The sequence below is a fragment of the Holdemania filiformis genome (assembly GCF_003459085.1).
Taxonomy (GTDB): Bacteria; Bacillota_I; Bacilli_A; order Erysipelotrichales; family Erysipelotrichaceae; genus Holdemania; species Holdemania filiformis.
The window spans coordinates 1-24,105 of record NZ_QRUP01000019.1 but is presented as its reverse complement, the minus strand read 5'-3'; the positions used below and the strand labels follow the sequence as shown (position 1 = coordinate 24,105).

At 32.8% G+C, this 24,105-nt stretch carries 19 protein-coding genes; 16 read left to right on the top strand and 3 right to left on the bottom strand.

Translation table 11 applies throughout. The features are described from left to right. Nucleotides 1-10: 10 nt before the first annotated feature. From DWY25_RS13575 to DWY25_RS13550, 6 genes are all read left to right on the top strand, one after another. Nucleotides 11-1,729, top strand: a complete 1,719-nt coding sequence (locus tag DWY25_RS13575; protein WP_117895683.1) for a hypothetical protein — start codon at nucleotides 11-13, stop codon at nucleotides 1,727-1,729. A gap of 33 nt (nucleotides 1,730-1,762) precedes the next feature. Next, nucleotides 1,763-2,215 carry a DUF2383 domain-containing protein gene (locus tag DWY25_RS13570; protein ID WP_006059738.1) on the top strand — a complete coding sequence of 151 codons (453 nt, stop codon included), beginning with the start codon at nucleotides 1,763-1,765 and terminating at the stop codon, nucleotides 2,213-2,215. 137 nt (nucleotides 2,216-2,352) lie between these two features. Next, nucleotides 2,353-2,763 carry a GtrA family protein gene (locus DWY25_RS13565; protein WP_006059737.1) on the top strand — a complete coding sequence of 137 codons (411 nt, stop codon included), beginning with the start codon at nucleotides 2,353-2,355 and terminating at the stop codon, nucleotides 2,761-2,763. A gap of 89 nt (nucleotides 2,764-2,852) precedes the next feature. Then, the gene (locus DWY25_RS13560; protein ID WP_117895682.1) at nucleotides 2,853-4,925 is read left to right on the top strand and encodes a DUF6077 domain-containing protein; all 2,073 of its coding nucleotides are present in this window, start codon (nucleotides 2,853-2,855) and stop codon (nucleotides 4,923-4,925) included. A gap of 40 nt (nucleotides 4,926-4,965) precedes the next feature. Next, nucleotides 4,966-5,907 carry a glycosyltransferase family 2 protein gene (locus tag DWY25_RS13555; RefSeq protein WP_117895681.1) on the top strand — a complete coding sequence of 314 codons (942 nt, stop codon included), beginning with the start codon at nucleotides 4,966-4,968 and terminating at the stop codon, nucleotides 5,905-5,907. A 2-nt stretch (nucleotides 5,908-5,909) separates the two neighbouring features. Further along, complete coding sequence (locus tag DWY25_RS13550) at nucleotides 5,910-6,905, top strand: glycerophosphodiester phosphodiesterase family protein (RefSeq protein ID WP_117895680.1); 996 nt, start codon at nucleotides 5,910-5,912, stop codon at nucleotides 6,903-6,905. A gap of 172 nt (nucleotides 6,906-7,077) precedes the next feature. On the opposite strand, the gene DWY25_RS13545 is transcribed toward DWY25_RS13550, so the two are convergent. The 3 genes from DWY25_RS13545 to DWY25_RS13540 all read right to left on the bottom strand — a co-directional run bounded on the left by DWY25_RS13545 (nucleotide 7,078) and on the right by DWY25_RS13540 (nucleotide 10,585). After that, a complete protein-coding gene (locus DWY25_RS13545) occupies nucleotides 7,078-8,949 on the bottom strand; it encodes an LTA synthase family protein (protein WP_117895679.1) in 1,872 nt (623 codons plus the stop codon). A 408-nt stretch (nucleotides 8,950-9,357) separates the two neighbouring features. Then, nucleotides 9,358-9,645 (bottom strand): hypothetical protein, encoded by a 288-nt coding sequence (locus DWY25_RS17975; RefSeq protein ID WP_244925984.1) that lies wholly within the window; start codon nucleotides 9,643-9,645, stop codon nucleotides 9,358-9,360. Further along, complete coding sequence (locus tag DWY25_RS13540) at nucleotides 9,566-10,585, bottom strand: IS110 family transposase (RefSeq protein ID WP_244925983.1); 1,020 nt, start codon at nucleotides 10,583-10,585, stop codon at nucleotides 9,566-9,568. Before DWY25_RS13540 ends, DWY25_RS17975 begins: the two co-directional genes overlap by 80 nt. 389 nt (nucleotides 10,586-10,974) lie before the next feature. On the opposite strand from DWY25_RS13540, the gene DWY25_RS13535 reads away from it, so the two are divergent. The 10 genes from DWY25_RS13535 to rfbH all read left to right on the top strand — a co-directional run bounded on the left by DWY25_RS13535 (nucleotide 10,975) and on the right by rfbH (nucleotide 24,065). Further along, the gene (locus DWY25_RS13535) at nucleotides 10,975-13,275 is read left to right on the top strand and encodes a YfhO family protein (protein WP_117895678.1); all 2,301 of its coding nucleotides are present in this window, start codon (nucleotides 10,975-10,977) and stop codon (nucleotides 13,273-13,275) included. 46 nt (nucleotides 13,276-13,321) lie between these two features. Continuing rightward, entirely contained in the window at nucleotides 13,322-14,257 is a 936-nt protein-coding gene (locus DWY25_RS13530) for a glycosyltransferase family 2 protein (RefSeq protein ID WP_117895677.1), read from the top strand. After that, nucleotides 14,257-14,667 (top strand): sugar 3,4-ketoisomerase, encoded by a 411-nt coding sequence (locus DWY25_RS13525; RefSeq protein ID WP_117895676.1) that lies wholly within the window; start codon nucleotides 14,257-14,259, stop codon nucleotides 14,665-14,667. The genes DWY25_RS13530 and DWY25_RS13525 overlap by 1 nt, the downstream gene beginning before the upstream one ends. Beyond that, the gene (locus DWY25_RS13520) at nucleotides 14,664-15,758 is read left to right on the top strand and encodes a DegT/DnrJ/EryC1/StrS family aminotransferase (protein ID WP_117895675.1); all 1,095 of its coding nucleotides are present in this window, start codon (nucleotides 14,664-14,666) and stop codon (nucleotides 15,756-15,758) included. Before DWY25_RS13525 ends, DWY25_RS13520 begins: the two co-directional genes overlap by 4 nt. Nucleotides 15,759-15,791: 33 nt before the next feature. Continuing rightward, nucleotides 15,792-17,528: a glycosyltransferase family protein gene (locus tag DWY25_RS13515; RefSeq protein ID WP_117895674.1), complete on the top strand. Its 1,737-nt coding sequence runs from the start codon at nucleotides 15,792-15,794 to the stop codon at nucleotides 17,526-17,528. Beyond that, nucleotides 17,522-19,600, top strand: a complete 2,079-nt coding sequence (locus DWY25_RS13510; RefSeq protein ID WP_117895673.1) for a hypothetical protein — start codon at nucleotides 17,522-17,524, stop codon at nucleotides 19,598-19,600. Before DWY25_RS13515 ends, DWY25_RS13510 begins: the two co-directional genes overlap by 7 nt. Before the next feature lie 133 nt (nucleotides 19,601-19,733). After that, entirely contained in the window at nucleotides 19,734-20,909 is a 1,176-nt protein-coding gene (locus DWY25_RS13505) for an acyltransferase family protein (RefSeq protein ID WP_117895672.1), read from the top strand. Then, nucleotides 20,906-21,679: a glucose-1-phosphate cytidylyltransferase gene (gene rfbF / locus DWY25_RS13500; protein WP_117895671.1), complete on the top strand. Its 774-nt coding sequence runs from the start codon at nucleotides 20,906-20,908 to the stop codon at nucleotides 21,677-21,679. The genes DWY25_RS13505 and rfbF overlap by 4 nt, the downstream gene beginning before the upstream one ends. Next, nucleotides 21,661-22,725 carry a CDP-glucose 4,6-dehydratase gene (rfbG, locus tag DWY25_RS13495; protein ID WP_117895670.1) on the top strand — a complete coding sequence of 355 codons (1,065 nt, stop codon included), beginning with the start codon at nucleotides 21,661-21,663 and terminating at the stop codon, nucleotides 22,723-22,725. Before rfbF ends, rfbG begins: the two co-directional genes overlap by 19 nt. 2 nt (nucleotides 22,726-22,727) lie before the next feature. Next, nucleotides 22,728-24,065: a lipopolysaccharide biosynthesis protein RfbH gene (rfbH, locus tag DWY25_RS13490; RefSeq protein WP_117895669.1), complete on the top strand. Its 1,338-nt coding sequence runs from the start codon at nucleotides 22,728-22,730 to the stop codon at nucleotides 24,063-24,065. The last annotated feature ends 40 nt before the right edge of the window (nucleotides 24,066-24,105 follow it).

The following is a 24,105-nucleotide window of genomic DNA, read 5'->3' as shown; positions in this document are numbered from 1 at the left end:
AGGGCAAAAGATGAAGCGAAAGCAACAACTGTTTTTTGTTCTATTCTGTCTTGTTATTGCCTTGTTATCTTTAGCTCCTTATTGGACTCATGGAGTTAATCTGGAGCATGACACATGTTTTCACTTAAGCAGGATTGAAGGTTTGGCGCAAAGCTTTAAAGACGGAATTTTTATGCCGCGAATTTACCCCTATAAGAATAACAATTTTGGATATGCCAGTCCGTTGTTCTACTGTGATTTTTTCTTAATCATACCCGCCTTACTCTATAATGCGGGCTTAAGCTTGGCGCGCAGCTATCAATTCTTGCTTTTGCTTTGCAGCTTTTTTTCGGCTTGGTATATGGGAAAGCTAACAATGAAGCTTAGCCGGCAGCAGCCGGCAATGTATTTGGCTGCATTTCTTTATGTTTTTTCACTCTATCGATTCACTGATATTTATGTTCGCGGAGCTCTAGGGGAAGTGCTGGCCTTTGTCTTTATGCCTGTGGCTTTAATTGGAATCTATGAAGTCCTTTGGGGTGATGAAAAAAAATGGTCTTGGCTAATGACGGGCTATTCAGGATTACTTCTTTCCCACACGCTATCCTTTTATCTGATGGTTCTAATTTTGATTGTTTTTATCCTTATTCGCTGGCATGTGTTAAATCAGCAGAGACAGAGGGGAACAGCGATCATCAAAGCAGCTTTATGGGCAATCGGCTTATGTTCCTTTTATCTGTGGCCAATGCTGGAACAAATGACAAGTCAAGAGCTATATTTACATTATTATGCAGGAAGTTCTGATTTGGCGTCAACCGCATTAAATGCCTGGCAATATACTGAAATGACGATGAATTTTTCCGTTTCTAACATTAATTATGATCCAGGACAGGCAATGACGACCAATCTAGGCGTTTTGATACCTATTTTACCGTTGCTCGGCGTATTTCTCTTTAATCAAGAAAAAACAAAAGAAAGTAATTTTCTTTATCTGATTTGCGGCTTGGGTTATCTTTGTTACTTCTTATGCAGCCGATTATTTCCCTGGGAATACTTTGCGTGGATGCGAATTATTCAGTTTCCGTGGCGATTGATGAGTCTTGCGGATTTATTTCTATGTCCTGCTGCAGCGATTATCTCTGTAAGATTTTTTAGGAGATCGGGCATCATAGTTGTTCCGTTTTTAATTGTTTGTGGCATAATGGTGGGGCTTATACGGATTATGCCCGTTGCTGAAAGACCAATTATTTTTGGGACAGACATGCCGTATGAAGCTTTGATAGATGGAACTTTATTAGATCCATACTATGGCGATTCTTTTTATGTCCGACCTGAAATCGCCGGCGCAGATTATTTGCCAGTAGCTCAAACCGATTATCGTACAGCATCCCGTTGTGTGACTGTTGAAAATAAAGAAATTGCCTGCGGCATTGAAAAACAAGGAAACAAAACAAGTTTTGAAATTACCAAGATGGGAACCAATACATGGATGCAAATACCGGTAACTTATTACAAGGGGTATACTGCTGCGGCGGTGGATACGAATGGTAAACAATTCAAACTCCCTATAATAATGAATAAAGACAGTGGATTGGTTGAAGTGAATAATAAGAATGTTACGTCGGGAATAATTACTATAACTTATTCAGGAACCTGGATCCAAAAAGCATCTGCGCTGCTTACTTTCTTAACTTGTTGTTTATGGATCTACAGTCAACTTATCTATAGAAAAAAGGATAGATCGATATAAAAATGGGGAATACTATTTTTAGAGGTGAATGAAATGAATTCTATGGATAACGAAATTGTTAAAGATTTAAATGAATTATTAAGAGGGTGTCATATGGGTGCATCGACGTTTAAGGAGTATTTAGTCGAAGCGCAATCAGAAAAGTTAAGAGAAACATTAAAGCATTCGTTAGATATTTTTCAGAAACATGAAACTGAATTGACAAGCAGAATTAATTCCTATGGTGAGGATGCGGCGGATTCTACTGGGATCATGGCTGTCTTATCTGAAATGACTGAGAAGATTAAAACGATGATGGCAGATAGTGACGAAGAAATTTTGAATCAATCGATAAAAGCGATGGACATGGGATTAAAGGCTTGTCATGATTTTATTGATAAACATAAACAGGTACCTGAAGAATTGTTATTTGTCATTCATGATCTTGAAGCGGATTACAAAAAGGTTTACCGGGATTTGACTGAATTAAAGTTGAATAATTATTAAGGCTTGATTGCTTAACGCATTCAAGTTTTTTATTCAGAAGGAATCGTTAATTTTATAGGCTGTTTGAAGAAGAAAATGAAGCTTTACGAATCAAAATATGATAAACTAGATAAGGTTAAAGAGTTAAGGAGTTTAATATGTTAGAAAAAATAAAAGAAAAATTTTTAAATAAAAGCTTTTTATCGTTTGCTTTTATCGGTGCGTTTAATACGATTTTATCTCAGATATTATATATGATTTTTGTTAGTTTCAGTATCGCAGTATCGACTTCAAGTTTACTTGGTGATGTTGTTCCTATGTTTTTTTCTTATTTTTTAAACATGCATTTTACTTACCATGAAAAACCGAATTGGAAAAGCTTTATTTCATTTCCAATCAGTTATCTTCCGGGAATTATCATTAATATGGTAATGACTGTGATCTTCGTTAATTGGATCGGCGTGGATAAACTTTTTGCCAAAGCTTTCGCCTTGCCGCTGACAATTCCGATTAATTACTTGACAATGTCCTTAATCGTAAAATTAACATCGAATAAAGATAAAAATTAAGGTGAGTAAGGCCGGTTCCAGTGTTTTCTGGGCCGGCTTTTATAGAAAGTCAGTTTGATCTATGATATGATTTACAAGGTGATTAGGTTATGATTAAAATATTATTAGCTGTAGGTGTTGTTTTATTTTGCAGCGCTGGTTATGGATTGTTCGCTGAAAAATTATTGAAATTAAAGCCGACAGGCTTTACCGCCCCTTTGGGCTTTGTTATGTTATTATGTACGCTGCAGCTATGCTACTATCCTGTACAGTACTTTAATGGATCTGTATCTTGGATTTATGCTAGCAGTTATCTAATATTCGGCTGTTTACTACTATATTCGTTATTTCATATTAAGGAATTATTTAAACGTTACTGGCAATGGAATACCCTTTGGATTATAGCTTCATTTCTTGCTTTCATCGCTGTATTTTACCAGTTATTTATCGATATTGGCTTCTCAGATTCGCCAATGTATTTGAATTACATTGCTCAGAACATTGATAATCAACATTTAAATTTATTTAATTTGTATTCTGGAAAGGTGGGCACTGAGTGGGATGCGCTGTATTTATTCCAAGGTTATTATCATTTCGGCACTTTTTTATGCCATGTTATTAATGTTCCGTCAGTTTTATTAGGAATTGGCGGTAAAATTGATAATATTGTAATCTCTACGTGGGGATTAGGCATGATCTATTCGTTGATTTCTTCCATGTTAATAGTCAATTTTGCTGAAGGGTTAAAGATCAAACAAAAAAGTGTTAAGTATGTGCTTATTGCATTTACATTATTTTTCAGTAATTTCTACTATTGGCGTGTTGCCTTTGCGTTTTATGGGAATACATACCGTACTCTGCTAGCGGCTTATTTAATCTATACAGCGTATTGTTGGCTGCGTGATAAAGAAGATTCGTTAAAGTATGTCATGATGTTCATCGTCGGTGCGGGTTTAGCTTGTTCTTCATCCTACTTGTTTATTTCCTTTGCGATTTTATTTAGTTTGGCTGCTTATCTTTTTGTTAGTAAAAAAGAGAATGCCTTTGTTAATATGTCAATCATCGTTTTACCTATGGCGATCTATGCGGTTGCGATGTTTAGTCGGAATAAGGAAATTCCCTGGATCGCGCCTGCGCTAGCTCTAATTTTTATAGCTTATTATAGTCTGCGATTCACAAAGTGGATGAAGAAAACTATTGATATAATTGAAAAATTCTTTTTCAGACATGGTAAATTTATTTTCTTTATTCTTATTCCTGTTCTTATGATGATGTTTGCGGCTTATGTTAATTTCTTTAAACCTGATTATTTATATGATTATGCCTATTATTTTAATAATCATCAAGATTATGACATGGTTAAAGACTATTATTTCATTTATTCCCATATTTTCGATAATATTCTTAACATTATACGATGGATCGGCGTTATCTTGATTCTTTGGAAAGCTCAATCAGAAGAACAAAACTATATAAAATCTTTATTTGTTATGATGTTGATTTTATTTTTAAACCCATTCGCGACGACCGCGGTGGCCTACTTGATTGCCTCTAATGTATTTTATCGTACTGTAGAAGTTTTGTTTAATCCATTTACTGAGATGTTGATTCTGTTAGCTGTAATTCAATGGCTTGATCATCGAGAATGGATAAAACGGATGTTATTAGTTATTCTTTGCGTCGAGATTGTTGTCGGTCATGTTGCTTCTTATTTGGATTCTGATTGGGGATTATACACCTTTCATGTGAATGGAGGGAAAACAGTGAATCCGATTTATAAAATCAGTGATGAGGAAATTGAGGCAATACATGTTCTTGAGGGATTAATTGAGCGTGACCAAAATCAATTTAACGATGAGCATCAACCGACAATTATTTCTCATGCGGAAGGGGTAAGAACTTTTCTTCCTAATGTATATCAGATATTTACTGCACGGGATTATTATTATATTTGGAATCGAGTCGATTGGATTTTCTATGATTTAGCTCGCAGACATTATGATTGGGAAGCTCCAGCAACAGAAGATTATGCTCGTTCCTGTGGTTATTTGGATTATTATGACGTTGATTATCTTATTATTCAGTATTGGGAAAATCCAGAATTTGACGAGGCAACAGATGCTTGTGCGATAACAGAAATAACCACATCGAAGTTTAAGATTAAAAGTCTAGAGAAAAATTAGGTGAATTTGTAATATAATTATAGAAAATAAGGTGATAATTATGGAAAAAATTGCTGTCTTAATCCCATGCTATAATGAAGAATTGACAGTTGAAAAAGTCGTGACAGATTTCAAAAGAGAACTTCCTGCTGCAGATATTTATGTTTATGACAATAACTCTAAGGATAAAACTGCGGATTTGGCATCAGCTGCAGGGGCGATAGTTAGAAAAGAAACTGCACAGGGGAAGGGCAATGTAGTACGCACAATGTTTAAAAATATTGATGCAGATGTTTATATTCTCGTTGATGGAGACGATACGTATCCTGCAGACGAGGTACACAAATTGATTCAACCTGTTCTAGAAGGTAATGCAGATATGGTTATCGGGGATCGACTTTCTAATGGTACATACTTTGAAGAGAATAAAAGAGGATTTCATGGTTTCGGGAATAACCTAGTTAAAAATTTAATTAACTTCTTATTCAAAAGTAATATTAATGATATTATGACGGGATATCGCGTTTATAGCCGTAGATTTGTAAAAAATATGCCAGTTATGAGTTCGGGATTTCAAATTGAAACCGAAATGACGATATTTTCTCTTGTATATCGAATGAAACTTGTCGAAATTCCGATTACATATCGTGACAGACCGGCAGGAAGTGAATCCAAACTTAATACATTTTCGGATGGTTTTAAAGTCTTGGTAAAATTATTTGATCTCTTTAAAAATTATCGGCCTATGTTGTTTTTTAGTTGTTTTTCAATTTTATTTATTATTCTAGGCCTGGTTGCTGGAATTCCGGTTATTACAGAATTCATTAAGACTGCTTTTATAACTAAAATTCCAAGCGCTGTACTCGCTACTTCTTTGTTTATTATAGCTTTTCTGCTTTTTATGGTTGGAATCATCTTAGATGCTATAAAAAATCAGATGTGTATCTTATTTGAATGTCAGTTGAACCAATTTGAATATCAAGAAAGATGTAAAGTGGGGTAAATATGAAAAAGTTATTAGTTCTTGCAATCAGTATATTAGTGCTCACAGCGTTTGGCAGCTTTGCATTTATTTTATTTAACAACATATATAAAGATGAAGGGAATTTTGATGATCGTAGAGATAATGCTCCTGTTGTTAATGTTGATGAAACAGAGCAAGTGTTAAAAATCACTTCTGATGTTGGAGAATTAGTTGAAGATTGGAATCATACATATCGAGTTATGGCGCATGCTTTAGGTGGAATTGATAATTATGATTACACGAATTCTTTAGAAGCATTTTATCAGAATTATAATGAAGGTACACGATTATTTGAAATAGATCTTGACACAACATCTGATGGGGGTATATGTTTAATTCATACTTGGGAAGATTTTCGTAATAAATTAACGGATATTGGCGGAGATTGGCCGATGTCTACGGAAGAGTTTAAGAAAGCGAAGATTCATGGAAAATACAAGACGGTAATGTTTAAAGATCTTCTTGAGCTCATGAACGAAATTCCGGATTTTTATATTATCATAGATTCTAAGACCTTTGATATCGAAGGCTCAGAAGTCATGTATAATAAAATGATAGAGGAAGTAGATTCTGTTAACCCAGAATTAATAAATAGAATTATACCACAAGCCTATACTCCAGATATGTATGTTTTCTTAGATGAGAATTATGACTTTAACAAAATCATATTCACTCTTTACCATTATTATGTTGATTCTGATGGACAAAAAATTTATCAATTTGTTAAGGAACATAAAGTGCCGGTAGTTGTTATGCATATGGATAATGAATGGGCTACAAAAGTAATTACTGATATTTATGCTTATGCTGAAATGCAGGATTATGAAGATCAGTTTACAATCTATATTCATACAGTTAACCAGATAGATAAAGCTTTGAAAATTATTAATGATAATCATTTTTTTGGTGTTTATTCAGATTTTATTACAGAAGAGGCGCTGCAACAGACTATCCTTCATGAAAAAGATTTGAATTAGAATAAAATGAGCTATCTTAAGAAATCGATATGATTCTTAAGATAGCTCTATTTTTTGATGAAGGATATTTTATATGACCATTGTGAGTTTTATTAACTCAAGCATTGCAGATTCTGATAATAATGATGTTGAGTTTACAGCAAGGGTAATGGAAGTTCACATGTTAAATTTGTTAATTCTTTTCAGCGAAATAATCAGATGTTAGAATATTCTGACTAATTTGGATTTCTTCGAAAACTTTGTTATTTATTTCTTCTATTTCATCATCAGTTATAGAAGGATCTAATTTAATGACTGTTCCTTTCGTTGCATTATAATAGGCTCGATCATTAAGCCAAGAGCGATCTTCAAAGATAACAAGTCCATCTTTATCTGATAATGCATCACGGCCAGTGATGAGATGACCGTTTAAGTTTATATCAAACAAATTACATAAAGTTGGCATAATATCATATGTTGAGGTCACTGTTTCGATAGTTGTAGTATTCTCTAAACTTGGAGTCCAAATGATGAATGGAACTTTATAAATTTCATAGTCATTTTTAAGGTCAGTGAATAATTCTTTTGTCGCGGATTTTGTTAACCCATAAGGATAATGGTCTCCATAGACAGCGATAACAGTGTTTTCAAGTTGACCGGTTTTTGTAAGATCTTCAATTAAAATTTCCAATCCACTATCAAGCGTTTTCTGTGCTGCTAGATAACAAAGGGCTTCTGTAGAATACTCTTCACCAGCTTCACCATGGAGAACGATAGTTTGCCAAAGATCATATTCCAATTCATAACGTTCACGAACATAAGGTACATGCCCAGAAACACTAATAAAGAAATCAAAGAATGGTTCAGTAGCATTTTCATTTGTCGCTTCCAGAGCCTTTGTGAAAAGTTCACGATCATGAATCCAGTTATAAGCCTCTACAAATTCTGGACGCTTTTCTAAATTAAGATCAACCCAATCATAGAGGTAGGTAAATCCGTAGGTGTAATGCAAAGTTTCACGATTATAAAACTCCTTTTTGAAGGAATGGAATGAGTTAGCTGAATATCCTATTTCGCGAAATAATTGAGGAAGCGCGCTTGGGAAAGTATTTTCATAAAAATCATATGCAAGCGGACCATTGTCAATAGAAGGAATTTGTGAAGTAAGACTGATGAATTCACTATCCGCTGTAGCAGATTGATATACTGGTGCATAATGGTTATCAAAATTAATTCCTTGTGTTTTCATCATGTATAAGGTAGGAGTCAGTTCTTCATCAATAACAATTGTGGATAACGATTCACATAAGATAAGAATTAAATTTTTACCTTTAAATATCCCTGTATAATCATTAGGTTCTGAAACATATCCATGTTCTTCTATATAAAGATCAATCATTGTTTTTTGTTCGTCAGTATTTTCTATTTTATGATTTAGAGTTAGCTGTGCATCTTTAATGGTGTATGAATACAAGCCGAGTCGATCAACGGCTCTGACTTTATTGTAAAGTGTATGGTAAAGATACGAGTCACTTTCACTTTTCTTAATATTCTCCGGATAATTTGAGAATGTTAAGAACAGGCAGGCAAGGCTTAATATACATAAAAAGCTTGTAATGCATATTCTTAGAATGTAATTATATTTATATTGTTTACCTTTAAATAGATTGATAAGAATAAAAGGGATCAGAGGTAGAAAATATCCAAAGAGATCTAATGTTAGTTTTCCAGTGGCTTCATTTTTTACTTGGAAAAATTCTTTTAGAATACTAGCTTTCGAAAAAGAAAAGAAAGTAGAGAAATAATTATAATGAAGATTCTGACAAAAGCAAAGTAATGCCATCATACTCATCAAAACTATTCCATAAGTTAATCTCGTTTTTTGCCCCATGAGAAACATAAAGGAACTTAATAAAATAGCAGTAAAAATATTTACAAAAATTACTTTAGCGTTAGCTGAGGACATACCCAATTGATTACGAAAGAAATAATCAAAAAATAAGACAGAGAAGAAAAAGATTAAAATATCAGCGTTGCTTAAAAAATGCTTTTTTATTTTTTTCATTATTATCACCTGATAATTATTATAAGCAAAATTAAGAACAAATAAAAGTATGAATAAGTTTTTCGAATATTATTTTATAATTACAAACGATTATAATTAAACTAAAAGGACATGACTGAGTCATATTATGTCGAGAAATCTAATTGACTTGATATTTTTTTAATATTGTGTTTCACATAAACATTGTATTATGCTAGAGTATTTAAAGTAAGAGTTCATTGCAAATAAGAAATTAGAATAAGAAAAGCCTACTAACAAAAGGTCAAGCTATTTTTAAAGCAATTTATGAAAAAAATAGAAATCAGCTAAAAAGGCATAACAAAAACAAGATCAAGGTTGCGTTTTCATTGGCATGCAACGATTCGCAGTTGTATTTGACCGTTCAGGGAGGGATTCTCTTGATTTGAATTATTCGCTTGTTTCTTTGTCCGCCTTCAGGGCATGCAGAGATTCATGTGTCTTACCATAGTAAATCCGCAGGAACTTATTGGCTCCCGCTGTCGCATACACAAGGCAAGGTTTGCCTTCACTGCGCTTCTTATCCATAAACTGGTAGACCTTATCCTCTTCCGGGTGAAGTTTGATGAGGACTTCCATAATCTTGAATTGTGTATGCCTAAGCCGCGGGTTGCCTGTCTTGGAAGCACTGTTGCTCCCTTGATTCAGGGTTCCGGATTGATTGACACCCGAATCCACGCCCGCAAAGGCGGTCAGAAGCCTCACGATGTTTAAAACGAATCGGATCTCCAATCTCAGCCATAAGCTGAGGACCCAGAGAAGGGCCGACCCCTTTCATCGCCATGACGACAGGATACTCCGGGAGTTGGCTGGCAATCTCGTTCATCGCTGCGCGAAGTGTTTCGACATGGGTGATGACTTCTTTGAGATTGCCAATGGTCATCTTCACCAAAGCCTTGTATTGCGCGTTTTTTGGAAAAACCGCGATAAGATCCTGGGCTGAAGCGTAGAATGATTCACACTTGCTTTGTTGGAAGTGATAGCCCTGCTTTTCACAAAAATGTCTGTACTTTTCGCTAAAGGCATGGAGTGAAAGAGAACGAACGCAGTCCACATGCCGGAAAAGCTCGGCGTAATCCACCCATTTCTCGCTGCCATCCGGTCTGACAGGACTGTTGAAGAGCTGATTGACACCCGGATAGGTCATATCTAACAAAGCAATAAGATTGGACTTGACCGAGACTTTCTGGGACGTAAAAAACTCGAACTGAGAATTGTAAAGCTGAAGCTGGGTACGTAATTCATCCATATTCGTATACTCCCTCAGAGAATCCCAGTTCAGGATGCCGTACCTGCAGATTTTCTTCGCATCGGCAGGGTCGTTCTGCACCTTGCGAAGAGAGTTATCGCCGAATTGCTTAATCAACTTAGGATTGACAACACTGACAAAGATTCTTTCCTTAGAAAGCTGTTCGACGATAGGAAGAGGGTAACGGCCTGTGCTTTCGACAACAGCACGGACATCTCCATCCATGGCCGCGAAGGACTTCGCCAGCTTCTGAATATCAGACTGACTTTGAGAGACCGTGAAAGGCTTTCTGACAAGACCCAAGTCTGAATTGAAGATGGCAATATCGTTCTTGGCTTTGGCGGCGTCGATACCAATAAGATAGCGCATAGAAACACCTCCTGAAAAGTGAATGGGCAACGGGATCAGTTTCCTCATTGTCGATTCAATCTCCTGGGGGTTAAACGAACGCGATGGAAAGGATATCGACTCTACCTACTTAAATCGAACGGCTGCAATGAGTGGCTGACGGACTGGCTTTTCAACGAACGTATACACGCAGTATAGTTCTAGGAGAAAAACGTCACACCATTACCACTCCATTATACAGCTTAAACAATGAGAGGATCAAATCATGACTGGTTGCCATGATTTCTGGTCCCTATATTATATTAGGAGAAGTTTTATTGCAAACACCATGAAAAAAATATTTAAGAATTTTTATCATAGTTAGTTACTGAATTATAAGATATAATGGATCAGTATCATTGGAGGTTTTTATGCTAAAAAAATATAAGTACCCGCTTTTACTTGCAGGAGCAGTAACTCTAATCTGTGGATGTATGTTTTTACCTAATTTGCTAGCGCACATACCGGTAACATACGGTACAGACTTAAAACCTGAACAGTTTTTCTTTAATATGGAATTTACCAATTTAATGAATCAATTCTTTAAAAAAGGAACCTTTCCTTTTTATTCGTGGAGCATGTTTTTAGGTACTAATTTCTTTGCTTCGCAAACCTTTTATATTATGGGCGATCCTTTTACTTGGGCAAGTTTGCTATTTCAAAATCTTAATTTCTTTGATAGAACTTTGTTATTAGAAATTGGAAAATTCTTCATCAGTGCATTTTCAATGTTTTATTTGTTAAGAACGATGAAAATCTCAGAGAAAGTTAGCTTCTTCGGAGGCTTATGTTATGCGTTTAGTGGATGGGCTATATTCTTTAGCGGACAATTAATGTTTCATTCTTTTTATTGTCTCGTGCCACTTTATTTCTGTGGTATAGAAAAATATCTTATTACTGGGAAGAAAATGCAGTTTCTTCTGATTACTGCTATTTTACTAAGTTCACATTGGTATTTCTTTTATACATTATCATTTTTAACACCGTTCTTTTATATTTATCGTTATAGTCAGATAAAGTTTGATTTTAGTAAATTTATACCAGATACTTTGAAGTTAATTGGAATTTATTTAATTGGAGTAATGATGGCTGGAATCGTATTAGTTCCAACAATTAGTTATATGAGTGAAAATAATCGAATTGGATTAAATATTTCGTTATTATTCCAAGATCCGCAGGTCTATTTACACTTTCTTGCTTCTATGTTTGTTCCAAATTATCAATACATTTATGGCGTAAACGTATTCGAAACAAACTGGCATGTAACACGTGAAATTTGTATATGGGCAGGAAGTTTAACTGCATTGCTTGTTTGTCAGGTATTTTGTATAACTGATAAATCATATCAAAGGAAAACTTTGTTATTTTATCTATGTCTAATTATTCTAGCAGTCTTTCCGATTGGAGATGCAGCGTTACACGGTTTTAGTGAACCTTCGTTCAGATGGACTTTTTTGTTAACTTTATTTAATATAATTACAGCTTGTTATCTCTTTGATCATTTAGAAATTATAAATATCAAAAAAATATATCCAATAGCTAGTCTTGTAGCTGCTTTTTGCATCGTTATTGTTCCTTTATCTGCAATAATAGAAGGCAAATTTGACATTGTTTTTAATGAATATGGTTCGCAAATTATTTTGTTTTCTGGGTGTGCTATATTAATTTTTGTTTTTGCGTTTTTGCTAAAGCGCAGAGCAATTAATGCGTTGCTTATTTTGTCTGTTTTGGAATTCGCATTATCAGGAGGGATTCATTATATTCGTAAAATGGATACTTCAGAAAGAGGAAGTTATGCTTTTGCGAATGAGGTAACCCATGTATTGCAAGATGAAGATCAAGGATTAAATAATTATTTAGATTATTTAGATCCAGAAAATTATACTGAATATTATAGAATTTACGTACCACATGACTCGTTATATTGGAATTATAGTCATAATATGTCCGTAGCCTATCAATTAAATGGATTGATGATTTATGACTCGACTTATTCACCAGCAATCAACAAACTTGCGGAACTTGCTCCAGAAATAAGGGAGTTTAACTCAGGAATGATTTTTAATATTAAGAATGGTGACTTAATGAAGTTTTTGAATGTTAAATATGCGTTAGTGTTAAATTCTAAAGAACTTCCTTTCGGAGTTAATTGGGAATTAATTCAAGATGACTATCGAGGAAGTATTTCAATATATGAAAACAAAGACTTCAGACCGTTGGGAACTACTTATAATTCTGCATTAACTTATGAAGAATTTATGCAAACTAATCAAAGCCTCTATGAATTGAATAACATAGTAATATGTAATAATGAAAATCTTGAAGAAATAAAGGCACTTGTTAAACGTGATGCGAGATCCGAATTAAATAACATTCAATATGGAGGAAATCAGCTTACGGGCGACATTAAATCTGATAATGGAGGATTTATGGTCATAACATTACCTTATGATGAAGGATGGAAAATTTTAGTTAATGAGAATGAAGTGAAAAAATATGAAGTTAATGGCGGCTTTATAGGAATACCAATTAATCAGGGGGAAAATCATATTGAGATGTATTTTGTACCAAAAGGATTTAAGTTTGGTTTGATAATGAGTGTTATTGGGAGTCTTATGGCTACGGTTTTATTCATTTTTAGCATAAAAGAAAGAAAAAAGTCCAGTATATAGAGGACTTTTTTGCTATAATAAATTAGTATCACATGAGGAGTTAAATATGTCAAAAGTATCTATAGTTATTCCGTGCTATTTCAATGAACTGAATATAGCTGAGACTTATAAAGTATTAGTTCGTGATGTTTTTGAAAAAAGAAAAGATATTGAATTTGAAATTGTGTTTGTTGATGATGGATCAAGAGATAAAACATTAGATGAGTTAAAGAAAGTTCAATCATATGATAATCATGTGAAAATTGTTAAACTTTCTCGTAATTTTGGAGAATTCCGTGCGATAGTTGCTGGCATGAGTCAAGCTACTGGCGATGCGATTGCTGTGATGAGTGCAGATTTACAAGATCCTCCTTATTTAATTACAGAAATGATTCAATATTGGCAACAAGGTGAGAAAGTAGTAATTGCAGCCAGAAACAAACGCGATGAGCCTTGGATAAAGAACTTCTTCGCTAATACTTATTATCGTATTGTAAGAAAGTTGGTTATTGCCGATTATCCAAAGCAAGGCTTTGATTTCTTTTTGATGGATAAGAGTGTAGCGGAGATTTTGGTTAATATGCAGGAAAAGAACTCTTCGATTTACGTTCAATTGATTTGGACTGGGTTTAACCCGAAAGTTATAGAGTACACAAGACAAGCAAGAGAAAAAGGAAAATCAATGTGGTCCTATAAAAAAAGAATTGATCTTTTTATCGATACTTTCATTGTTTTCTCGCATACTCCAATTCGATGGATTAGTGGATTAGGTTTTCTAATGAGCATAAGTGGCTTTATTTCAGCTTTGCTTCTAGTCTATGATAAATTGGTTCATGGTTCAGATGTTGCTGGATGGACATCTTTAATGGTTGTTGTGTTGGTGCTGGCTGGAGTACAAATGATTATGCTTGGAATTATCGGTGAGTATATGTGGAGAAATCTTGATGAATCTAGAAAACGTCCTTTATACATCATAGATGAAATAATTGAGGATAAAAAGTAATGAAGAATGTTTATTTGCAAGCTTTTAAGGCCCATGGCAGTGCGAATGATGGTTATCTTAGCGCAATAGAAAGAAATACAGGACTTCCGTTTGATATCCGAAGAGTTTATACTGTGATTAATACTCAAGAGGGAAATGTTAGAGGTTATCACGCACATAAAAGTTTATTTCAGATATTTTTTGCTTTAAGCGGCAAAATTGTTGTCCATTGCGAGGATATAAATGGTAATCAAGAGAGCTTTGAACTTAATGATCCTCATGTAGGGCTTGTGTGTGGCCCTCAAATCTGGCATACGTTAACTTATCATGATAATGCAATATTGATGGTCTTAGCCAGCGAGGGCTATGATGAATCTGATTATATAAGAGATTATGATACATTTAAGAGGTTGAAAGAAGGAAATTTATGAAAATAGAAAATAATCAATTACTTCCGCAATATTTGAAATTTAAAAACGAATATTTAAAAAAGGTCGAGGAGGTTTTAGATAGCGGATGGTATGTGCTCGGTAATGAAGTGAAATGTTTTGAAGAAGAATTTGCTGAATATAATCAATCTAAATATTGTGTAGGTGTGGCCAGTGGACTTGATGCTTTAATTTTGGCTTTTGAAGCGCTTCATTTAAATCCTGGAGATGAAGTCATTGCGCCAGCAAATACATATATAGCTTCAATTATGGGATTTACCAGAAATGGCTTAGTGCCTAAATTTGTTGAACCTGACCAATATTATAATTTGGATCCTTTGAAGATTGAAGCCGCTATAGGACCTAAGACAAAAGCAATTTGTGTTGTTCATTTGTACGGACAGATAGCAAATATGCCAGAAATAATGAAGATTGCAAGAAAATACAATCTTAAAGTTGTTGAGGATTGCGCACAATCTCATGGTGCTTCTATTAATGGGAAGAAATGTGGCACCTGGGGTGATGTAGGTTGTTTTAGCTTCTATCCAACCAAAAATCTCGGCGGTTTCGGCGATGGGGGCGCCATTATTACAGATAATAAAGACATTGCTGAAGAAGTTAGAATGATGAGAAATTATGGTTCAAAAAAAACATATTATTTTGAAAAAGTAGGTTATAATTCTCGACTGGATGAACTTCAAGCTGGGCTATTGCGGGTTAAATTAAAACATTTAGATGAACTTACTGCTGAAAGAAGAAAAGATGCTTTAAGATATTTAACCGAAATCAAAAATCCTAAAATTAAATTACCTGAGATGCAGTTTGGTGAGTTAGGTCATGTATTTCATTTGTTTGTTGTATACATAGAAGATCGTGATAATTTTATGAAATATTGTAATCAAAAAGGAATTGAACTTAAAATACATTATCCTCAACCACCGCATTTGAGTACTGCCTATGAATATTTAGGGTATCATGTAAATGATTTTCCAATTACAGAAAAAATGGCTGATCATATAGTCTCTTTACCACTTTATAATGGTATGGAAACTGAAAAATTGGAATATGTAATTAATGTATTCAACCAATATTAATTTAAAAATACGAAGGGAAATCAACGGAAAATAATGAATAAAATTACAAAAAAAAGATATGTTTTATGGGGAATGGGAATCTTATTCTGTCTTGTTTTCTGTTATCCTCTGTTCTCTAATACGTTAGTACGGGGGCATGATACTTATTTCCATTTGGCACGGATTGAAGCGTTAAAAGAAGCTTATATACATGGCGATTTTTTTCCGCGATTATATTATGAACAAAATTTTAATTTTGGTTATGGAACCCCTTTGTTCTACTCGGATATTTTTTTGATTATTCCAGCTTTAATCCGGCTTTGCGGAGTTCCGATCGTAATCACGTATAAGGTTTTCCTATTTATGTGTACAGGAATGACTTTCGTTAGCATGTATTATACTGTGAAAAAAATAAGTAAGAATACATCTTCTGCATTTTTATCGGCAGTTATCTATTTATTTACGGCCTATAGAATTACTGATGTATATGTTAGGGGAGCAATTGGAGAAGTTTTAGCGATGATTTTCATCCCCGTGATCCTCCTTGAAATTTATAAAGTCCTCTATACAGATCAATATAATTATAAATATTTAGGTTTGTTTTTTGCATTGCTTTTATTAAGTCATAATATATCTTTTGTTTTAATGTGCGGCGTCTTTGGTATATTTATCTTATGTAATTTGACTAGGCTATTAAAAGAAAGAAGTCGAATATTTTGTATAGTTAAAGCAATTTTCATTGCAATTGGGTGTCTTGCTTTCTTTTTGTTCCCTATGTTGGAACAACTTAGTACTGGAAAATACGCAGTAAACGAATTTGTTAGTGATTCTAATTTAAGTAATTATACACTATTTCTAGAACAATTATTCACGATGAAAATAAATTTCGGATTAGCAGGTCACGAATTTGGTCAAGATTATTGGATGACTACTAATACAGGGATAATTGCTATGATTTTACCGGCTTTACAATTTTTTCGATATAAAGAAGATAAAGCTAACCGAGCATTCTATTTTTTATGTACTATTATCGGCTATTTTTGTTTAATCTTGTGTTTAGATTTCTTTCCTTGGAGCTTATTTAATTCATTCCTTAGTTTTATGCAATTTCCTTGGCGTTTAATTATAGTTTCTTCTGCATTACTTTCGTTGATGTCTGGTATTTGCGTTATTGAATATTTTAGGAAAATAGATGAAAGAAGAGTTTCTTTAATAGTATTAATTTTAGTTTTATTTATAGGAATATATCAACTTTCTTTTGTTATAAAGCAACCATCAATCATATTTAATGATACTCCTTATTCTTTAATTTCAGATGATGATTACAGTGGAGAACACGGAATAGTAACCTATTACAATCAGGCCGAACTTGCCGCTGCAGATTATTTGCCTATTAAAGATAATGTCGATTATCGAAACTATGGTGATTATATTATAACAAATAATGATGTTGAATTACTTGATTTCGTTAGAAGCTATAATTATATGAGTTTTTCAATTAGTAGTAGTGAGGAAAATTCTCTGTATATTTTGCCATTAATTTATTATAAAGGATATACTATCGAATGTTATGATGAAAATGGTAATTTTGTCGAATCACTTGTTCCTTATCCAGATCATGAAACTTTTTTGGTTTCCTTTAATACCAGGGAAAAAAATATAAAAATGCAATATGTTATTTATTATAAAGGAACAAAAATACAAATTATTTCTTATTGCATCTCTTTAATTTCTTTGTTATTACTTTTATTCGATAAAAATTTGAAAGGTGGATTAAAAAAATTATGGTAGAGATATCAATAGTAATATCATTAATACTGATTTTTGATAGTTATCTGTTAGGGAAATGTATTAGTAAGTATTTTAATTGGAACGCAGATTATTTTCCTATAATTACAATCGGTTTTTTTGTTATTTTAGGTATTTTCGAATTTTTTGTCTTTGCCTTTGTCAAATTTCAATTCTCTGTATATTATATTCTTTTTGTTCAATATATTTTGCTAATTATTCCAATATTTGTTGCAATTAAAGTGAAAGTCAATCTAATTCCTACACAAAAAGAACTTAAGATGATATTAGGAGGTGCATTATTTACTATAATTTTTGCTTTTCTAATGGGAAATCAAACATTAGGAGAAGCTGCTTTCGATTCTAATTTCTATTTATCTATGGTAATTGAAAACAGCACATCACCTACATTGGGAACAATTAATGGTTATACTGGAAATATAGAAAATATATCGACGCTTCATGGCTATCAAGGTTTTTATTATTTTCATTCTTTGCTTTTAAAAAATATAAGGAATATTTTGTCTTTAAATAATACTTCGTTAACTCCTGTTTATTTATGGACTTCAGCTTTAACATATTTTTATATGCTGAGTGATATTCTTTTTCATTCAATAAATTTATTTTTAGAGAAAAAAAGTTTGCATACTAAAATTGTTGCTTTATTTTTTGTGCTTGTTTTTTTCACTAATTATTTCAACATATCATTCCCATTTTATGGAAATACATGGAAAACATTAAATATTGCGTGTAATATGCTCATATTGTATGAGTTTATTAAACTGAATAATAAAAAATCATTATTTTTACTTACTTTTTTGAATTCTTCACTTATTGGATTTAGTTCATCAGGTTTCTTTATTGCATGTTTTATTGAAATTAGTTTCTTTTTCTATTTAATATGGAAAAAGGAACAAAATTATACTATTTATTTAGAATACTGGATATCTTGTTTATCTTTACTTATTTTTGCATTACTTTATTTTTCAGGAAATTATACTAAAATTTCAATTTTAATCTTAGCAATTTATTGCCTAGCAGGATATACTGTTTATTTAACAAAACGATTTGATGCTATATTTTGGAAAAAATTGTTACAATTTTTTAAGTTTATTTTCTTAATTTCTGTTCTTTTGCTGGTGATTGTTAGTTATTTTGTGCGAAATTCTATGTTTTCTGGTTCAGATAGTCAATTCAATGGGTACTCATTCTTTTTTCGCTTAAATAGTTTGGGAGATATGACTTTGAATTATTTTATACCAGTGAATAAAATAGAATTCGTGCGGAATTGTGTTTTTTGGTTTATTATTTTTATTAATTGTTTTCAGGGAAAATATGAAAAAGAGTATAAATTCTTTTTACTCTTAATTATAATTTTATTTGTAAATCCATTTGTTACTCCTTTTGTAGTTAAATACATGACTAGCATTGTTTATAGTCGATGCTTTGAAATCTTTATAAATCCGTTTTGCTTACTTATTTTTTACACAGGTTTAATTGAGTGGCTGGAAAAAAATAAAAATATTGAAATATTATTCCTCTTAGCTTTAGAAATTGGTTCGATAGGAATCATTGTACATAATAATATAAGTTATTATTCAAAATTTTTTATACCTCAAAAAGGTTATAACCCTGTTTATAGAGTAACTAATGATCAGTGGGAGTTATATCAAAATCTAATTGAAGAATTACAAAGTTCTAAATTAGAACGTCCCCTTATTCTTAATCAGGATATAGCTGTTAAAGCGTATGTTAGTAATATTCGTGTTTTGATCGACGCGAATACTTCTCGTTCTGCGCCAGCATATTCTGATGAAAATATTGATGCACCAAGTGACTGGTTAAATATATTCTATGTACGAGATTATTATGGGCAACATATTTGGAAGCAAGACCCCGATTATTCTAAAATATGCGATGCTATAATTGATTCTAATTGTGATTATGTTATTATGGATAAAGAAGTGGTTGTGCTTAAAGGGGATCTTTACCTTCCTTTATGGTTTGATGCAAGGGGATGCAGTGAAGTAATTTATGATAATGATAGATATGTATTATTAAGAGTAAGAAAATGAAGCATTGTAAAATATAAATTCTTAAAAGTTTTATAAATTTATTGCGGAGATTGAGGAATAACTTTCCTTTACTAGTATTATCTATAAATACTTTAGGAAAATGTTATACATGAAAGAATTTGAGGGTTGAATTGTGAAAATAGGAAAACATTGGGTAAAAGATATTTCAAGCGAAAACTTTTTATCTAATAATATAGAAAACCGATATGACAAAAAAAAATATGTTTTTATTGATTGCTTGAAAGGTGTTGCTGTAATTATGATTTTTTTCAGACATTGTGTAGATTTTACAGTAATGTCAAATCTGCAATATAAAATGTTTTGTTTTCAACAATTTGGAGCACAGTTATTCATTGTGATTTCTGGATTTCTAGCTTATTATTCTCTCTGTAGAATAAAACCTAAAGAATTTTATATTAGGCGTTTATTTAATTTAATTCCATCATATTGGATAGCAATCATAATATACTCTCTTATAAATTATATTTTAGTAGCGTTAAATACAAATCTTGCAAAAATTCTATGGATTGATGAGAAATTAAATATAAAATCAATCGGCTTACATTTATTTCTATTAAATGGGTTTAGTATTATTCATAATAATGATTTGATTCCAGGAAGTTGGTATGTAGGGACGATCGTTATTCTATATGCTGTTTCTCCAATACTCTTTAAACTTCTTTGTAAACATAAGAAATATATCAAATTCATAATATTAATTTTTTTAATATCTTTAAGTGTTCAAATAGCTATATCTTATTTATTAATGAATTATAAGTTAATGTATGATAATGGATATTTATATTTATCACCAATTTCTCAAATTGTCCCTTATTTTACAGGAATGGTGGTCGCCGATTATATTAAAAAAAGAAAAGAGACTAATTCTATATTTAAGCAAAGAATTATAATTTCATTATTGTTGTTCGTAGCTTGTTTGATCCATTATATATTTTTTCCGATAGGTGTATTAAAAATGCCTATTATTGTAGTTATGTTGTCAGCGCTCTTTGGTAATGTAATTATTCTTTGTTATTTTTTAGAAAATAACGGATGCCATGTTAGAATAATATTTTTGGAGTGTTTAGGCAGAATAAGTTACGAATTTTATTTATTTCATTTTTTGATTTTATACTATCTTGAAAAATACTTGTTCCAAGAATTAAAATTTGTTTTTTCATTAAAATATTTTGTTATTCTTTTTTGCTTTTTTATTATTTCTTTTTTGTTGGCAAAACTAGTATCATCTTTTTCGCAATTTGTTAGAGCGTTTATTATACAATATAAAAGAAAGGAGATTTTAAGATGAAAGTCGTAATTTTAGCAGGTGGGTATGGAACACGGATCAGTGAAGAATCTCATTTAAAGCCAAAACCGATGATTGAAATTGGGGGAAAACCAATTATGTGGCATATTATGAAATATTATAGTCATTTTGGTTTTCATGATTTTGTGATTTGCTGTGGTTATAAAGGTTATGTAATTAAAGAATTCTTTGCTGACTACTTTCTCCATAATTCAGACATCACATTTGATTTACAGAACAATAAACTTGAAATCCATAATAACAGTTCAGAGCCTTGGAAAGTAACCTGTGTAGATACCGGTTTGAATACAATGACAGGCGGAAGAATTAAACGAATTCAAAAGTTTATTGGCAATGAGTCCTTTCTGATGACCTATGGAGATGGTGTTAGTGATGTAGATATCACTTCATTACTTGAATGCCATAGAAAAGCGAGAAAAACTGTGACTTTAACCGCAGTTCGCCCGGGGGGGAGATTCGGAGCACTTGAATTATCTGAATCCAATGAAATTCGATCTTTCAAGGAAAAAAATATTGATGATGGCGGATGGATTAATGGCGGGTTTATGGTAATAGAGCCACAGATTTTTGATTATCTTGATGGAGATTCTTGTGTTTTTGAAAGGGAACCCTTGGAAGCTTTAGCAAATCAAGGACAGTTACAAGCTTATAAACATTATGGATTTTGGCAATGCATGGATACGATGAATGATAAGAATAAATTAGAGAAACTTCTAGAAAAAGAGGAAGCGCCATGGAAAGTATGGGATTGATGAAATCATTTTACAAAGGGAAAAAAGTTTTAGTTACCGGACATACTGGTTTTAAGGGAAGCTGGCTATGCAGTATTCTTTTAGAATGTGGCGCAGAAATATGTGGTATTGGATTGCAGCCTAATACAGATCCCTCATTATTTAATTTATTAGATTTAGAAAATCGTATTCAGTCGCATATTTTAGATATTCGGGATCTTCAAAACGTTAAAAGGATTTTTGATGAATTTAAACCAGAAATTGTCTTTCACTTAGCAGCTCAGCCCTTGGTCATTGATTCCTATAAAAATCCAGTTTACACCTTCGATGTTAACGTTATTGGAACTGTTAATATTTTGGAATGTATTCGATTAAATCCTTGTGTAAAATCATTCGTTAATGTAACCACAGATAAAGTTTATGAGAATCAGGAACAAGAAAATTACGGTTACGTTGAAACTGATAGATTGAATGGCTATGATCCTTATTCTAATAGTAAATCTTGTTCAGAGCTGGTTACCGCGTCATACTGCAAATCGTTTTTTAGTGATCGAGATTTAGCTGTTTCAACATGCCGGGCAGGAAATGTTATCGGAGGCGGAGATTTCTCGGAGAATCGAATTGTTCCTGATTGTATAAAATACACTGTAAAAAATGTACCAATTATTGTTAGGAACCCAAATTCAGTCCGGCCATATCAACATGTTTTGGAAGCAGATATGTTCTATTTAATGTTGGCTATGAAACAATATAATAATAAAAGCTATGCAGGAAATTATAATATTGGGCCAGATGATAGCGATTGTGTAACAACCAGTCAGCTTTGTGAGCTGTTTTGTCATTTTTGGGAAGGTGCTAAATGGAAAGCAACGGACTATCAAGGGCCGCATGAAGCTAATTTTCTAAAATTAAATTGTGAAAAAGCAAAAAGTATTTTAAAATGGTATCCACGCTGGCATGTGGCTGAGGCTGTAAAGAAGACCATAGAATGGTCAAAAGTATTTGTAAATAACGGAGATCTTAAAGAAATTACAAGTCATCAAATTTTAGAATATATGGAGGAATGATTATGAATTCAATGTCAGAAGATAAGAAGCAAATATTAGAATTAGTAAAAGAGTACTACAATCATCATCATAAAGACACTGATGAGTATAGCGAAGGAGATCGAATTGCTTATGCAGGACGAGTTTATGATGAAGAAGAAATGATTAATCTGGTTGATAGTGCTTTAGATTTCTGGCTTACATCGGGCAGATACTGTGCACAATTCGAAAAAGATTTTTCAAAGTACTTAGGGGTTAAGTATTGTTTGTTAACGAATTCAGGTTCATCCTCAAATTTGATTGCATTTATGACGCTGACCTCTCCATTATTGAAAGAAAGACAAATCAAGCGTGGAGACGAGATAATCACGGTTGCAGCTGGTTTTCCTACGACGATCTCTCCTATCTTGCAGTATGGAGCTATTCCAGTCTTTGTAGATGTTACTATCCCAACCTATAATATTGATGTTAGTCAATTGGAAGCTGCTGTTAGCGAGAAAACAAAGGCTGTTATGATAGCACATACGTTAGGAAACCCGTTTGATTTAGAGAAAGTAAAAGCATTCTGTGATAAATATAATCTCTGGTTGATTGAGGACAATTGTGATGCATTAGGATCAACTTATTACCTTAATGGGGAAGAAAAACTAACAGGAACCATTGGCGATATTGGAACATCCAGCTTTTATCCGCCTCATCATATGACAATGGGCGAAGGGGGAGCTGTTTATACTAATAATGCTTTGCTTTATAAAATAGCTTTGTCGTTTAGAGATTGGGGTAGAGACTGTATCTGTCCAAGCGGACATGATAACTTCTGCGGGCATCGTTATGATGGGCAATACGGATTATTGCCAAAAGGCTATGATCATAAATATGTTTATTCACACTTTGGATATAATCTGAAAGCGACAGAGATGCAAGCTTCGATAGGGGTTGCCCAGCTAAAGAAACTTAATGAATTTACAAAACAACGCCGAGAGAATTTTGAGTATTTGAAAGATAACTTGAAAGATCTTGAATCTCATTTGATTCTTCCTGAAGCTACGGTAAACTCAAATCCTTCGTGGTTTGGCTTTCTTATAACAGTGAAAGAAGGCGTGGATAGAAACGAACTTGTTCAATTTATCGAATCAAATAATATTCAAACAAGAATGTTATTTGCAGGGAATATGATTAAACATCCATGTTTTGACCAGTTACGAGAACAACAATCGGGATATCGAGTTGTTGGTGATTTAAGAAATACGGATCACATTATGGAAAACACATTTTGGATTGGTGTTTCACCCAAAATGAATAAGCAAAAGTTGGATTTTATGAGCAAAATTATTCATAATTATTTTAATAAGAGGCTGTGACAGATAAGGGATAGGAAAAAATAAAAAAATGCGTAACTTC

Bases quoted from the DNA above. Each gene is read 5' to 3' on its own strand.
- DWY25_RS13575 (WP_117895683.1), top strand. From the start codon at position 11: ATGAAGCGAAAGCAACAACTGTTTTTTGTTCTATTCTGTCTTGTTATT.
- DWY25_RS13570 (WP_006059738.1), top strand. From the start codon at position 1,763: ATGAATTCTATGGATAACGAAATTGTTAAAGATTTAAATGAATTATTA.
- DWY25_RS13565 (WP_006059737.1), top strand. From the start codon at position 2,353: ATGTTAGAAAAAATAAAAGAAAAATTTTTAAATAAAAGCTTTTTATCG.
- DWY25_RS13560 (WP_117895682.1), top strand. From the start codon at position 2,853: ATGATTAAAATATTATTAGCTGTAGGTGTTGTTTTATTTTGCAGCGCT.
- DWY25_RS13555 (WP_117895681.1), top strand. From the start codon at position 4,966: ATGGAAAAAATTGCTGTCTTAATCCCATGCTATAATGAAGAATTGACA.
- DWY25_RS13550 (WP_117895680.1), top strand. From the start codon at position 5,910: ATGAAAAAGTTATTAGTTCTTGCAATCAGTATATTAGTGCTCACAGCG.
- DWY25_RS13545 (WP_117895679.1), bottom strand. From the start codon at position 8,949: ATGAAAAAAATAAAAAAGCATTTTTTAAGCAACGCTGATATTTTAATC.
- DWY25_RS13540 (WP_244925983.1), bottom strand. From the start codon at position 10,585: ATGCGCTATCTTATTGGTATCGACGCCGCCAAAGCCAAGAACGATATT.
- DWY25_RS13535 (WP_117895678.1), top strand. From the start codon at position 10,975: ATGCTAAAAAAATATAAGTACCCGCTTTTACTTGCAGGAGCAGTAACT.
- DWY25_RS13530 (WP_117895677.1), top strand. From the start codon at position 13,322: ATGTCAAAAGTATCTATAGTTATTCCGTGCTATTTCAATGAACTGAAT.
- DWY25_RS13525 (WP_117895676.1), top strand. From the start codon at position 14,257: ATGAAGAATGTTTATTTGCAAGCTTTTAAGGCCCATGGCAGTGCGAAT.
- DWY25_RS13520 (WP_117895675.1), top strand. From the start codon at position 14,664: ATGAAAATAGAAAATAATCAATTACTTCCGCAATATTTGAAATTTAAA.
- DWY25_RS13515 (WP_117895674.1), top strand. From the start codon at position 15,792: ATGAATAAAATTACAAAAAAAAGATATGTTTTATGGGGAATGGGAATC.
- DWY25_RS13510 (WP_117895673.1), top strand. From the start codon at position 17,522: ATGGTAGAGATATCAATAGTAATATCATTAATACTGATTTTTGATAGT.
- rfbF (WP_117895671.1), top strand. From the start codon at position 20,906: ATGAAAGTCGTAATTTTAGCAGGTGGGTATGGAACACGGATCAGTGAA.
- rfbG (WP_117895670.1), top strand. From the start codon at position 21,661: ATGGAAAGTATGGGATTGATGAAATCATTTTACAAAGGGAAAAAAGTT.
- rfbH (WP_117895669.1), top strand. From the start codon at position 22,728: ATGAATTCAATGTCAGAAGATAAGAAGCAAATATTAGAATTAGTAAAA.